The sequence below is a fragment of the Spirosoma humi genome (assembly GCF_054776575.1).
The window spans coordinates 571,401-585,908 of record NZ_BAAHBR010000008.1; the positions used below are offsets into that span (position 1 = coordinate 571,401).

The window sequence follows — 14,508 nt, forward strand, 5'->3', positions numbered from 1 at the left end:
TCCCGTCAATTAAATGGAATAGTCAGTTTCACGCATATGTTTCTGCCCATACCGAACATGCCCAGACGCCCGTTGGGCGATTGCGTGAAGTATTCGAAGTACTTTAATCGGCTCAGGTTCGACTGGTAAGCCACGTCGAAAATATTGTTGACCTGGAATAACAGCCGAAGACCGGGCTTGTCTTTTCCAGTGTGAATGAGCCCGTCGATTCCGGCATTAACGAGCGTATAAGCCGCCGTGGCGGTTTCTGTATTATTTAAACCCAGGTACCGGTCCTGCCGGGCATTGTAATCGACATCTGCTTTGATAGTCACGTCCGAAAGCCATTGCCGTTTCATTGGCAGGGTCTGACTCACGCCCGTTGCCACGCGCAGGGGCGGAATGAACGGCAGGTACTCGCCATTGATGCCGGCATCCGTGTAGCGTACGCCCCGGTTGTAGCCGTAAACGACGACGACACTATTGTCGAAGCTGAACCCGCGCCAGGCGGTTGGGTGCAGGCTAAACTGAGTTTCGAAGCCGTACAACTGCGCTGATGACTGCTGATACTGGTACGTTTTGTTGCCTGGAACAATGACCACCGGCTCACCCTGATCATCGACTAACTGGGCGAGCGAGATGTAATTCTGAATAAAGTTATTGAAGACGCTTACGCCCACGTTGACATCGGGGAAGGTAGCGGTCAGGCCAATGTCTTCCTGCAAACTGAACTCGGGCTTGAAATTCCGGTTGCCGATGTACACAATGTGCGCGCCGGGATCGAGACCATTGGACGCGATTTCGGTGATGCTGGGTGCCCGATAGCCCCGGGCGATGTTTGCTTTTAACGCCAGTTTTTCCGAAAACTCGTAGGTCACGCCAACGCTGGCCGAAATACCCGTAAACGATTGCCTGAGCAGGGGAAACTGCAACGTGGCTCCGGCGGTATCGGGCAGGGTCGCGTGTTGGCCAAAGCCCGTTTTGGAGTCGGTCCGAACGTAAAAATCATCACCCCGCAACTGCCGCTTATCGTAGCGCAGTCCGCCACTCAGGGTCAGTTTGTCGGCCTGATATTTCAGGAAAACGAAGGTGCCTACATCGAAGAGCCGGTAATTGGGAATTGGAAAATCCGTTCCGTTCTTGTTTTTATTCGACTGTAGCATGCCATTGACGCCAATGGTAGAGGCCAGTCGGCCCAGGTTGGGCAGATTGTAGCGCAGACCGTAATTGAACGTGTTGAGCCGCACGAATAAACCCGCCTGTTCAGGTTGCGTAGGGTGGTTATACTCCCGACGGATATTCTGCTGAAAAGCCAGCAATACATCGATTTCGCCGTTGCCGATCTGATAATGGTTGTTGGTGTGCAACCGATAGTGCTGAATTCGCTGGTGCAAAGGACTCAGGCGATACGAGGACAGTTCGCTGGCCGGAACGATGGGGCGATGCTTTATGTCGTCCAGATCGGATTCGGCTACCTGCCGCGTAAACTGCCGCGTAAGCGAATCCCGGCTTCCATCGGGGATGCCCTGTAAATTGTCGTACAGTGAAGCCCCGAATCGGGAATAGCCCTTATGTCCCGAGTAGCCAAGCATGGTCGTTAAGGTTCGTTCCGAGAAGCCCGTGTTGTATACGCGTCCGTCAACTTTGTTTTGGTAATTGGTTGCCCTCCGGATGGATCCGCGCATGTTCCAGGCCCAGCGTGATCCGCCCGATGCCAGGCTGATCGATTCGCCCAACAGCCGGTTATTCGACTGGTATTCTGTGACCAACCCAACCTTGATTTTACCTTCGGTATCTTTCGGGTACATCGGCAGCATACTAACGACCCCCGCCAGCGCGTCGGAGCCATACATCAGACTGGCGGGTCCCTTAATCACTTCAGCCCGGTCGATGTTGTAGTTGTCGACTTCCACGCCGTGTTCATCGCCCCATTGCTGCCCCTCCTGCCGGACGCCGTCGTAAAGTGTGAGCACCCGATTGTAGCCCAGGCCGCGAATAAACGGTTTCGAGATGTTAGGTCCGGTTTTTACCGCATTCAGGCCGGGCGCGTTCTTGACCAGCACATCGATAATGTTGCTGCTGGCCGTTGTTTCGATGGATTTATGAGAAATGGCCAGAATAGCCACCGGATTCTGCCGAAGCAGCGTGCCCCGCGTAACCCCCGTGACGACTACCTCATTCAAGGCGTTTACAAGGGGCAATAGCGTCGCTGTGTATACGTCGTTTCCGGGCGTGATGGCCACGGTGTCGGCTTTATAGCCGATGCAGGAAATAATAAGCGCGTGGGGAAGCGAATCGGCTTTCATGGACAGGGAAAATTGCCCGCGAGCGTCGGTAAGTGCCCCTTTATTTTGGCCGCTAAGGCTTACGTTGCCGAATGGGATTGGTTTTCGCGTATCGGCATCGGTGACCGATCCACGGATAGTGCGGTTGGGGGCAGGTTGTGCATAGACCAAGCCTTCGGTTAGTCCGAGACTAATCAACAGGAAAAATAATTTCATTCAGGAAGTATCGTTTGATGGATTATTTCAACAGCGTGCAACAGAAACTACTGGTTTAGAAACCAGTACGTGCAAAGTCAGGAAATCAACAAACGACAGGGGGACCCCGGTGAGAGAAGCAGCAAAACGGGAAATAGGACTGAAACAACTGGCTGGTGAACAGAAAAACCGGCCGTAAATGTGTCCTGAGGAGAAAGAGAAACGCGAAAAAACTACTGACAACAACAGGCAGATGCGCGGCCAGATCGAGCAGCAGGATTTCCTGAGCGGTATGCGTATTGGGTAAAATCGGGCTCTTCCCGAAAGGCCAGTAGGGGTGAGCGTGAACAATCAATCGACCATCTGACAACCGGTGCGCGTGGCGAAACACAACCCCATTGAGCCACATAGCCAGAAACAGGCCAAGCAGCAAGCGGGCTACGCGCAACCGATTCATATGGAGCCAATCAATCATTAAAATCCAGCCTGGTTGGTAGAGTGGCAAACGTTATACCGTCAAAGATACGAACTGACAATATAAATGGTTTTAGACGAGTCTAAAAAATTTCTACTTTGATTGAACGGCCTTGACGTTCAGGTTTCTCTGGACAAACTGCGCAGACAAATGCCGAGAAAACTTCTTGGCAAACTTGCGCCATCCTTTGCGACCTTTGCGGTTAGAAGATCAATCTTATGAACGTAGAAAACAAAACCATTATCATTTCGGGCGCGTCGCGGGGCATTGGCCGGGCAACGGCCTTGCTGCTGGCGCAACATGGTGCCAACGTAATCGTTACGGCCCGTAACGCCGACGATCTGAACCAGCTCCAAAAAGAAGCAACGGAAGGGCACGTTCGGGGCAAAATTGTTGCTGTCGCGGGCGACGTAGCCAGTGAATCGGACATGGCGGCCGTTGTCCAAACGGCTCTTGATCAGTTCGGTCGCATCGACGTGGTGATCAACAACGCAGGCTACGGCGTATTCAAAAATGTAGATGAAATCACGGTCGAGGAGTGGGATGCACTCATGTCGACTAACGTGAAAGGGACGTTCGTACTGACCAAAGCCGCCCTGCCTACACTCAAAGCGCAGGGGGCGGGGCATGTCGTTGTGGTGGCCTCGGACGTTGCCAAGCGCACCTTTGCCGGTGGTTCGTTATACACGGCCAGTAAGTACGCACAGGAAGCGTTTATGGGTGCTTTGCGCAAGGAAGTTCGGTCGTTCGGTATCAAAGTGACGGGTGTTTATTCGGGTCTGGTCGATTCTCATTTCCACGAAAAAGGCCACGGCCACGAGACCTCGCAAAACTGGCTCAAAAGCGAAGACATGGCAGAGTCGATGCTCTTTATCGTCAGTCGGCCCGCCCATGTCGTCATCGACGAATTCATGGTGCACCCGCTGGAGCAAGAGTATTAATTTATATATGACGTATTCCGTGGTCCGTGTCCTCACGGACCACACATCCAACTGGCGCACGAGCAGTCCGTGAGGACACGGACCACGGAGAGCGATAGCCTGAGATAAAATCATCTCAAGATAAATTTATCTTATGTCTATTGGCGTTCTTCAAAAGGCTAAACAGTAATCTTTTGCTCAATTGTACTTCCTCTGGTTGCAACCAATTAACCGGAAATGAAGGCCCTGTTCGTACTACTTTTCGTCCTCTCCAGTTTTCAGGTACTTGCCCAGCCGAGGCTAAATTCGCCGTCGTCAAAACGGTATTTTGGTCTTCATTTCGATTTCCACGCGGTTGCCGCTGATTCGCTGATTGGGCGAAACCTATCGGAGCGAGCGCTTGATTCACTACTGACCGCGGTCAAACCCGATTTTATTCAGGTCGACTGCAAAGGACATCCGGGCGTGTCGAGCTATCCGTCGAAAGTAGCTACAGCAACAGTGGCTCCGCACATCGTTCATGATCCACTGGCGTTTTATAGGACTGTTACGCGTAAACATGGCGTCGGCCTGTACCTGCATTATTCGGGTGTATACGATGAGGCCGCCTTGGCCAAACACCCAAACTGGGCGGCACAGAAAGCGGATGGCACCATCAATGCCCTGAAGACTTCCGTACACGGCCCTTATGTCGACTCACTGCTGATTCCGCAACTCAATGAACTGGCTGATTCCGGGGCCGATGGCGTATGGGTCGATGGGGAGTGCTGGGCAACGGTGCTCGATTATTCGCCCGTCGCCCTGGCGAAATTTCGGGCCGAAACAGGCATACAAACGGTGCCGACTACAGATAAGGACGCTGCATATAGAGCATTCAACGATTTTGCCCGTCGGTCATTTACCCAGTACCTGGGGCATTATGTCGACGCTGTGCATCGCCATCGGCCAACGTTTCGAATGGCGTCGAACTGGGCGTATTCATCCATGATGCCCCAACCCATCCAGACGAACGTCGATTTTCTGTCGGGTGACTTAACGCCGAGCAATGGTGTAAACTCGGCGGCTCTGGAAGGTCGGATCATGGCCGCGCAGGGTCAGCTTTACCGAAAGCCCTGGGATTTGATGTCGTGGAGTTTCTGGTATGAATTCAATCCGGTGCAACGGCCGGGCGATCAGAAGTCGGCCGTTCACCTGATGCAGGAAGCGGCCGAAATAATTTCGCTTGGGGGCGGGTTTCAGGCCTATTACCAGCAACGTCGGGATGCGGCCATTGCGCTGCGGGAGCTAGCCACCATGACCGCATTAAGTCGCTTTGTCAGGGCCCGGCAACCGTTTTGCACGGGTAGCGTTCCCGTACCGCAGATCGCCGTTCTGTATACCAATGAAACCGTAAGTGCCTTCAATCAATCCCTGTTTGGCAACGGACAAACGCAACGGATCAATGGCGTGCTGACGGCCCTTCTGGATGCCCAGTTACCCGTCGAAGTACTGGCCGAGCAACACGTACAGGGACGAATGAGGCAGTACCCGGTTATTGTCGTGTCGCAGCAGGACTCGCTTAGTCCGGCGTTCCGGCGTGAATTGCTGGATTATGCCCGACAGGGTGGCCATTTGGTGCTGATCGGTGCGCAGACAACGCGTTCGTTTGCGCCTGAGCTGGGCGTTGAGGCCACTGGTAAGCAGGCGGCAGCTCCGAAATGGGCGCTTCATCAAGGTGCATCCGTCGTGCTAACGGGGCCGTTCCAGTCCGTTCGTATCGTCGGCGCAGCGACAAAACCTATTGGCCAGTTTCTTTCCTCAGAACCCGGTGATCCGGCACCGGGCATTATCGCTACGGAAACGACTTTTGACCGGGGAAAACTGACGGCGGTATATGCTGATCTGAGCCAGGACTACAAAAAACATCAATCAGCCAAACTTCGTGATTTCATCGCGTCACTGGTTCGGCCGCTGCTGCCGAATCCTGTGGTGGAGGTGCACGGGTCGCATCTGGTCCACGTTGTTTTAAACCGGCAAGGTAACCAACTGGCCGTGAACCTGATCAACACCGGTGGCCGCCACGCCGACCCGCAAGTGTTTACCTACGATGAGGTGCCATCCCTAACGAACCTGACCGTTCGGCTCCGAACGGCCAGGAAACCCACCCGCATCGTTCAGCAACCCGAAAACAAATTGCTGCCTATTCACTACACCCACGGAATCGCTACGGTAACTGTACCCAAACTGGCTGTGCATTCGGTGTTGATGGTCGAGTAAAATGTATACTTTGAGGACACTCCCGAAGTATACATCCTGCACCACAGATCACAACGTGTATTTCAAGGCCAGATTAACAATACGGCCTTCCAATGGTGCCCAAACCGGGCGAAACGTGGGCTGCGTAACGGGGCCGCTGACAACCGTTTCGAAATTGGCCTGTTTAATGTTGAAGAGGTTTTCGGCGTTCAGCACCAGCCGCCAGTGATCGTTGTAGTGGTACTCGGCGGCTCCGGCAAAGAACCAGTAGTTCGCTACTTTCTGGTTGTTATAAAGGTATTGCGAACCCACATAGGCCGTTTCGATACCAAACCGAAAGTGCTCGTTTTCCCAGGCCACGGTAGTCGAGAACTTGTCCTGCGGAGCAAGCGGAAGGTAACTCGTATCCGGTGGTCCCGGACTGGATGGTCCGTCGCGCCGGGCGAGCGTGTGGTTGTAGCCCAGGTATAATTCGTAGTCTTTGTATTCGAGCCGGACATATGTATCCGTCCCGATACTGAACAGATTGTAGGGGGCGTTGATCAACTGTGTATAGGCACCCAGGTTACTCGATGTACTGGCAAAGGCCGACACTACCGGTGCGTTGACATACGTATAGTAAAACGCCTGATCGACTTGCAGCGATACCCCACTTTCAAAATGTTTACCCGCGTCTGATCTGATGGCGTATAGAAAAACTTGGGGTGGAAGTTGTGAATGATTTGCCTGCAAGTCTCGGGAAGAATTATGAAGAGAATCTGAAGAAAGGGCGATCAGGGACGACGAAGCGGTATGAATCCTGCCTCTTTTCCTGACTAGTTACGCTTTTGGCTGCAAGAGACCTATCTTGAATTCGTGCGTAGCCTTGCTGGTATCGTACCGGTACGCAAGCGGTAGGTGGTAGCGGTCACAAATTTGCTTAACCAGGGCTAACCCTAAACCCGTCGAGTCGGGGCGGGCGGGGTTCTTGACAAACCGATTGAATAACTGGTTATCGGCAAAAGGCAGTGGTTCTCCTGTATTCTGAATGACCAGCGCACGAGTGGTTAATTCAATATTGAGGTAACCGTCTGCTTCTCCACGCCCAGCACCTCCATGCCGAGCACCTCCGTGCCGGGCCGCGTTTTTCAGGAGGTTCGTAAGAAGGACAACCGCCAGTTGTCGATTCATTTTCAGCGAAACAGCGGACGCAATTTTCCGGGTAACAGCCATGTTTTTATGCTCAAAAAATGGCGTGTACTCATCGGTGTATTGATTGACCAGTTCACTTATGTCTACTAATTCGTCGTTGGCGAACTGGTTGTTTTCGACCTGCGTCAGCAACAGCAGCGACCGATTTAAGTGACTGAGCCGCCCCAGGGCATCCGTAGCCCGTTGCAAATGAATATAGTCGTTTTCGGTCAGGTGGTCCGACTGCATCAGAAAATCCAATTCCGCCGAGGCAACAGCCAGGGGCGTTTGTAATTCATGCGACGCATTTTCGGTAAACTGTTTCTGTAACGAAAACTGGCGTCGGAGTTTTTGCGTCAACTCGCCCAGTGACCGGTTCAGTAAACCGAACTCACGGATATGGTTTTCCGGAAACACGGGCTCCGCACCCGAATCGAGCCGAACGTTATTGAGTTGATCGATGGTAGCGTAGAAAGGTTCCCATAATCGGCGGGATAAACTCAGGCCACCGGCTACGGATAGGGCTACCAGGATCAGGAAGCCGATAATGACGCCTACCGAAAGTTCGCGCGCCAGTTCGTTGAATTCGTAGTAAGGTTGTTGAATCGTGATCAGATACAGCTGCCCGTTAATAGAAACAGTTTCCTGTAGTTGCCGGATAGGGATGGGTTCATTGGTATCCAGGGAATCCAGTGTCGTTAAATCCGTAAACGTCGGCTGTTTCGTGAACGTGACCTGTTCAATACGGGGATTATTATCCCAGTCAGTTAGTTGGGCGAGGGGATTTTTCCGAAGTCGTAAGGCCGTTTGCCTTACCTGAGCCGTCAGGATCTCGTCCACTTCATGCCGGATTTTCCGGTGAATGATCGTGTAAAAGCCCACCGCACCGACCAGCGCAATGGTAAGGGCGGTGATCAGCAGGTAGCGGGCCGTCTGACTGAGCAGGCTCATGACAAACGAGTCGAAAAGAGATAACCAGCGCCGTAACGGGTTTGAATGTAGTCGGGGCAACCCGCCATTATAAGTTTACGGCGTAAGTTTTTGACATGCGTATACAGAAATTCGTGCGAGTCGGCTATGTCCATCGCATCCCCCCAAACGTGTTCGGCAATGGCCGACTTAGAGAGGAGACGGTCTGCATTGGTGACCATAAAAAGAAGCAGTTCATATTCTTTTCCCGTCAACTTTACATCGGTATTATGCACGCTGACCCGCTGTTGATCAGGCCAGAGTTTAAGGTCGCCCGCGCTTACCTGTGCCTGTCCGCCAAATAACCGACGACGCAGCACCGACCGAAGCCGGGCGTTGAGTTCGGGCAGGTGAAACGGTTTGGTAAGGTAATCGTCAGCCCCGGCATCGAGACCCGTTAATTTATCCATGAGCGCGTCTTTGGCGGTCACGACAATAATGCCCGCCGTCGACTGGCGGCTTTTTACTTCACGGACGAGATCAAGCCCATTGCCATCGGGAAGCATCAAGTCGATGACCAAACAGTCATAATCGTAATCGTGAGCTTTTTCGGCACCCTGCCGGTAGGTATTCGCCGTTGTCACGCTATAGCCTTCGCCTTCCAGGTACTGCTGAATGGCCGTTCGCAAGGTGGGCTCGTCTTCAATTAAGAGTATTTTCATAAAGGTATGTACCAGATAGCTGGCCGCTGTCTATATGAATGTGAATACAGACAGCGGCCAGCTATCTGGTACCGTTTACTGACTCCACTCGGTTGGTGTCCGATCCCAGCGGTGTCCTTTTAGCTCGCGGAGTAGCGTGGGCGATAATCCGGTCCCATCACTGGCCGCAATGTTGGCTTCCACGTTGCGAATCTGGCGCATACCGGGAATGGTGGTATGCACATCCGGGTTACTCAGGATAAACCGAAGCGCCATTTCGGGCATGGTCATACCAGCCGGAATAAGTGGCCGCAGGGCGTCGGCATGATCGACGCTGCTGTTAAGGTTTTCGGGAACGAAGTAGGTTGACCGCCAGTCGTTAGCCGGAAAAGTTGTTTCCTTGGTAAACGTTCCGGTCAATGTACCTTCATCGAATGGGACGCGGGCGATCACCCCAATAGCCAATTCGCGGCAGAGTGGAAACAGATTATCTTCGGGATTCTGGTCGAAGATGTTATAAATGACCTGAACCGCGTCGATGAGTCCGGTCCGGATCGTGTTTAAGCTATTGTCCGGCTCCCAGCGGTTGACCGATAGTCCCCAGGCTCGAACTTTGCCCTGCTGGGATAGCTTAGTAATGGCTTCTTTCCAGTCGTCCTGATCGGACCAGGCATCTTCCCAGACGTGAAATTGCTGTAGGTCAATTGTTTCGACGCCGAGGTTTTTCAAGCTTTTCTCAGTGTATTCAACAATGTAGTCAGCTGGAAAAACATCGGCTAGGCTGGACTCCGGCTTCGATGGCCACTGGCGGTTTTTTGGTGGAATCTTGGTTGCGGCATACAGTTGCTTGTCGGGATTATTTTTCAGCAACCGGCCCAGTATTTCTTCGCTGACCCCATCGGCATACGCCCAGGCCGTATCGAAAAAGTTGCAGCCCAGATCAACGGAGCGCTGCAGCGCTCGTAAGACTTCCTCTTTATCGGAGCCAGTCCAACCGGCCAGGCCCCACATGCCGTAGCCAATTTCAGAGATTTTCCAGCCAGTGCGGCCAAATGTGCGGTAATTCATAAACGGGTTTATTTATTTTAACACAGGCAGTACGTTCTTCTACTACGAATGACAAGACGTTCTTAGCATACTTTTACCGCCCTGGTTAATTTAATTTTGGTGGTTTAAGTTGCCGTTGATTTTTCGGTGAATACCGTTTCGTAGGAGTTCAACATTGAAATTGATAAGAAGTCCTAGTTTTAGCTGAGCCATTCGCAAGTATGTTATCATTTGGGTATGATGGATGGGCATCACTTCCTGAACAGCTTTCAGTTCAATGACAACCAACTCGTCAACTACAATATCCATGATGAATGTTTTATTTAATATATGGCCTTTGTAAATGACTGGTAGTTCAACTTGACGTTCGACATAGAATCCAAGCTTTTTTAATTCAAAGGCTAGACATTCTTCGTATACACTTTCCAATAACCCAGGTCCTAGTTCGCGGTGTACTTCAATGCTGGCTCCAATGATTTTTCGACTAAGTACATTGTAAATGTCTTCATTCATGATTATTACGGCGTCTATACGGTAAATATGACTTTATAAGCGGTAGCTCTGATAATCATCCGGCAAAACTCTGTGTTCTTTGTGCCTCTGTGGTTAATAAGCATATGTCGGCTAAAAGTATTGTTAACCACAGAGGCACAAAGAACACAGAGATATGGATAATAAAAAATGGTTAATTCATATAAATTATGCTTATCCGTATTGTTCGCATGACGTTTCAAGACGATAAACTCGCTGACTTTCATGCCATTTTCGATCGCTCGAAACAGCGTATCCGTACCTTTCCGGGTAATCATCAGCTCGACCTTCTGCGTGATCCTAATCAGCCCAACGTCCGGATAACGTATAGCCTGTGGGAATCGGCCGATGCACTGGAAGCCTATCGCCGGAGCGAGTTGTTCCGGGCCACCTGGGCCGCTACGAAAGTTCTGTTCGCCGAACGGGCTGTGGCTTTCTCGGCCGAGAAGCTGGAAGCGGTAAGTGCCTGATCGTGTGAGTAAAATTACGTAGCGTTTGTCTTCTTCGGTTGATTTGTCAACGGATGCCTCTATGAATCGTCAGCGCTCTATCGTTTGGTTGACTACCTGTCTGCTAACCTGGCTGACTACGATCACATGGGCGCAAACCAAGACGGTTCTTTCGGGTTACGTAACCGATGCATCGACCGGCAAACCCATGCCGTTTGCCAATGTTTACCTGAACGGCACGACCCGCGGCACCGTCACCAACGAGCAGGGACACTATTCGCTGTCGGGAGTTCCCCTCGGAACGGTTGAGGTGGTGGCCTCCTTCATCGGCTATCAGCCCCACCGGCGCACGTTCCGGCTGGATACCGGTCAGGAAAATAAAGTTAGCTTTCGATTGAAACCGAGTGACCAGACGCTGGCCGCCGTGACGGTTCGGGGAAACCCTAAAAAGTGGCAGCAACACCTTAAGCAGTTTAAGCGCCAACTGCTTGGTGAGCCTTTTGGGGGGCAGTGCCAGATCATGAATACCGAGGTTCTGAGTTTTCACGAAGAGGATGGCCATTTGAAAGCGACAGCCAGCGAACCTATCGTGATTGAAAACCAGGCCCTGGGTTATCGGCTCTGGTACGACCTGCTCTATTTTGATGGAACGTCGCAGAAGGTTTATTACGCCGGAGCTACTCGTTTCGAGGAATTGAAAGCCCCCGATGAACGACAGGCCAACCGGTTTCGACGCAACCGGATGCGGGCCTACAAAGGATCGACCCGGCATTTGATGGCCAGCCTGATCGACAGCACCTACGAAAAAGAAGGTTTTCTGGTCTATCAGGAAGATATGGTCGTGCCGATTGCCCGAAATCCGGAAAACCGAACATCGCTTTATGGGTCGGTAAATGGACGACTAAAACCATTACGCATTAGCCAACTGATTCAGCCGGGGCGGTTGCCAACCGAACGGCGACTGGTGTCTAACCGCCCATTGGTGGTTTTCTACACCAATGCTACGTCGACATACTCGCCATACCTGGATGCCCGCTTCGCGTATTCGCAGATCGTGCTGCCCACCAGTCAATTGGAAATGACAGTCGACGGAACGGTGACGATGCCCTTCGGTACGGAGATACAGGGTTCGCTGGCCGATGATCGCCTGTCGACGATGTTACCAGCCGACTGGACGCCAAATCCGGCTGATGCAGACCCTTCCACAACGGGTGCGCTGGTGGCTACGCAGGGAAAACTGATGCCGCCCGATGCCCGTATGAATCGAATCGCTATGGCGTTCAATGATCGATTCAAGGTGCTGGCTCCGGTCGTGTTTCTGCATACCGACAAACCTTTATACGCGACCGGCGACCGGCTCTGGCTTAGTGCCTATGTGCTGGATGCCGCCACCAATCGCCGACCTTTAGGTGAGACCGCCATTCATGCCGACTTGCTAACCGCTTCCGGCGCGCTTGTACAGCACCAGTGGCTGCGGGTACAGGATGGACGCGCTGTCGGCAATTTTCGCTTATCCGATTCGCTGGCTTCCGGTACGTATCGATTGAGGGCTTATACGGATGAGGACGATGGGCAGCGTAAGCCTGCTTTTGATCGGTCGATTGCGGTGTATAACATACTGCAGGAGGCAATGGCGAAACCTGTCGATACAGTCCGAAAGCCATTGGATGTACAGGTGTTGCCCGAAGGCGGGCGCTGGCTGGTTGGACTACCTGCGCGGCTTGGCATTAAAATCACGCAGCCGGATGGGCGAGGGCTCCTGATGTCGGGTCGGATTGTGAACGACGAAGGCGCAGAAATAACAACGTTTACGACCAATGCGGTCGGTATAGGTAGTATCATCATGACACCCGTGGCCGCCCGAACGTACTATGCCGATGTCGTTTATAAAGACCGGCATCAGTTGGTACCGTTGCCCCTGGCTAACCAGGAAGGTATCATGTTGTCGGCCGATGCGGTTCGGGATACCAACCACCTGGCACTGAATATTTACAGTACGAGCAAAGCGGTAAGCGATTCAGTGTACATAGTCGTTCAGCAGCAGGGGCGATTGGTCGATCAACGAAAAATTCTCCTCGAAAATGGAGTGGCACGAGTAAGTCTGCCAACGGCTGCACTGCCAGCGGGGCTGAACCAGATTACCCTCTACGACGCCACCGCTCGTCCGCAGGCCGAACGACTGGTGTTTATTCCCGAACGAGTGCCTTCCGTGCGGGTAATCCTCGGGCTGAATAAATCCCATTATCAGCCGCGGGAGCAGGCGATTCTGAGCCTCAACTTAAATGATGACGGTCTGCCCGTGGTAGCGGCTTTATCGGCATCCATTACCGATATAGGGCAGGTGCCTTCCGACACGGCGGCGGCTACGATTCGTACCCACCTCCTGCTGACGGGTGAACTGCGGGGCCGGGTAGAACAACCCAATCAATACGTTCAGACGAATTCGCCGGAAACCCGCCGGGCGTTGGATGACCTGCTGCTGACCCAGGGCTGGCGACGGGTGAGCGGTACGCCAGAGACTGAACTGCTCGGTGGCGTGTCGCTGATGGGCCGCGTGCTGAATGCAAAAAATCAACCGATGGCCGACGCTCAGGTCATTGTGGCGTCTACGGTATCCGGGCAGTCGTTTGTCCGGTCGGCCGGTACCAATGACCGGGGCCGGTTTCGACTGGCAGGTTTTGCCATTGCTGATACAGTCACCCTAATGACTCAGATTACGGATCGGCAATTGAAGGACATTGACCCGACGAAGGCCCACCTTGTCCTGGAAGGGCCAGGCGCTTCCTGGGAACCCGATACGATTCAGGCACTTCCCGATTGGGTTGCCCTGCATGCTCAGCTGAACGCGGCCCGGACCCGTCAGGAAAATGATGCAGACCTGTACCGCGACAAAATCGCTAAACAACTAAAAGAGGTGATTGTGCGGGCGAGAAAGCCGAATGAACGTCCGGACGATGTCCGGAGAATGAGTCTGCATAGCGATGCCGATGCCACCCTGTTGTTCGATGACAAATCACCCCGATTCTCAAATCTGTACGAAATGATTCGGGGACGGGTAGCGGGTGTTACCGTGAATCAAAGTCCGGTAGGTGGATATCAGGTAATTATTCGGGGTGTTGGAAGCCTCGCTATTAATCCGCAGCCGTTATTTCTGATGGATGGTATGTTAATTCAGGATAATGACGGAACCGCCCTATTAAACTTCAATCCCACCGATATTGAGCGAATTGAGGTCCTGAAAAACGGAACGACGGCGGGGGCTTACGGGGTTCGGGGCGGTAATGGAGTCATTGCCTTTTACTCGAAACGCTTCCGACCCGATCAGGAAAGAAAAGAAGACAAGCCGGGGATGCGATCCATGCAGCTCATTGGGTATCCATCGGTCCAGCGGGAGTTTTACGTGCCCCGCTATGAAGCCGAAGCACCGGCGGGACACATTGATCGGCGGGATGTATTGTACTGGAAACCCCTGATGCAAACCGATAGCCAGGGGCGCAGCCAACTGATGTTCCCGTTGTCGGATGTCGTTCGAACGATCCGGGTTGTTGTGCAGGGTGTTACGGCTGATGGGCGTCCTGTGGTTGGAGCCGCTCTACTGCGTGTTCAATAAGC

11 protein-coding genes are annotated in these 14,508 nt (G+C 52.7%); 4 read left to right on the forward strand and 7 right to left on the reverse strand.

Annotated elements, in window-relative coordinates:
* Positions 1-5: 5 nt before the first annotated feature.
* Positions 6-2,480, reverse strand: coding sequence for a TonB-dependent receptor (locus ACYU8Y_RS11075; protein WP_460937086.1), 2,475 nt, complete (start codon positions 2,478-2,480; stop codon positions 6-8).
* An 85-nt stretch (positions 2,481-2,565) separates the two neighbouring features.
* On the reverse strand, positions 2,566-2,934 hold the full coding sequence (locus tag ACYU8Y_RS11080) for a hypothetical protein (protein ID WP_460937088.1): 369 nt from the start codon (positions 2,932-2,934) through the stop codon (positions 2,566-2,568).
* Positions 2,935-3,152: 218 nt separating this feature from the next.
* Between ACYU8Y_RS11080 and ACYU8Y_RS11085 the strand changes: the two genes are divergently transcribed.
* Both ACYU8Y_RS11085 and ACYU8Y_RS11090 read left to right on the forward strand, forming a co-directional pair.
* Positions 3,153-3,875, forward strand: coding sequence for an SDR family oxidoreductase (locus ACYU8Y_RS11085; RefSeq protein ID WP_460937090.1), 723 nt, complete (start codon positions 3,153-3,155; stop codon positions 3,873-3,875).
* Positions 3,876-4,091: 216 nt separating this feature from the next.
* Entirely contained in the window at positions 4,092-6,110 is a 2,019-nt protein-coding gene (locus ACYU8Y_RS11090; RefSeq protein WP_460937092.1) for a hypothetical protein, read from the forward strand.
* A gap of 48 nt (positions 6,111-6,158) precedes the next feature.
* Here the strand turns inward: ACYU8Y_RS11090 and ACYU8Y_RS11095 are convergent, their stop codons facing one another.
* From ACYU8Y_RS11095 to ACYU8Y_RS11115, 5 genes are all read right to left on the reverse strand, one after another.
* Positions 6,159-6,821: a hypothetical protein gene (locus ACYU8Y_RS11095; RefSeq protein ID WP_460937094.1), complete on the reverse strand. Its 663-nt coding sequence runs from the start codon at positions 6,819-6,821 to the stop codon at positions 6,159-6,161.
* A gap of 87 nt (positions 6,822-6,908) precedes the next feature.
* Positions 6,909-8,210: a PorY family sensor histidine kinase gene (gene porY, locus ACYU8Y_RS11100; RefSeq protein WP_460937096.1), complete on the reverse strand. Its 1,302-nt coding sequence runs from the start codon at positions 8,208-8,210 to the stop codon at positions 6,909-6,911.
* The gene (locus ACYU8Y_RS11105; RefSeq protein ID WP_460937098.1) at positions 8,207-8,890 is read right to left on the reverse strand and encodes a response regulator transcription factor; all 684 of its coding nucleotides are present in this window, start codon (positions 8,888-8,890) and stop codon (positions 8,207-8,209) included. Before ACYU8Y_RS11105 ends, porY begins: the two co-directional genes overlap by 4 nt.
* 75 nt (positions 8,891-8,965) lie before the next feature.
* Entirely contained in the window at positions 8,966-9,937 is a 972-nt protein-coding gene (locus tag ACYU8Y_RS11110) for an aldo/keto reductase (protein WP_460937100.1), read from the reverse strand.
* A 90-nt stretch (positions 9,938-10,027) separates the two neighbouring features.
* Positions 10,028-10,429, reverse strand: coding sequence for a GxxExxY protein (locus tag ACYU8Y_RS11115; RefSeq protein WP_460937102.1), 402 nt, complete (start codon positions 10,427-10,429; stop codon positions 10,028-10,030).
* 188 nt (positions 10,430-10,617) lie between these two features.
* On the opposite strand from ACYU8Y_RS11115, the gene ACYU8Y_RS11120 reads away from it, so the two are divergent.
* Both ACYU8Y_RS11120 and ACYU8Y_RS11125 read left to right on the forward strand, forming a co-directional pair.
* Positions 10,618-10,917, forward strand: a complete 300-nt coding sequence (locus ACYU8Y_RS11120; protein ID WP_460937103.1) for a putative quinol monooxygenase — start codon at positions 10,618-10,620, stop codon at positions 10,915-10,917.
* 61 nt (positions 10,918-10,978) lie between these two features.
* Positions 10,979-14,506, forward strand: a complete 3,528-nt coding sequence (locus tag ACYU8Y_RS11125; protein ID WP_460937105.1) for a carboxypeptidase-like regulatory domain-containing protein — start codon at positions 10,979-10,981, stop codon at positions 14,504-14,506.
* Positions 14,507-14,508: the final 2 nt, after the last annotated feature.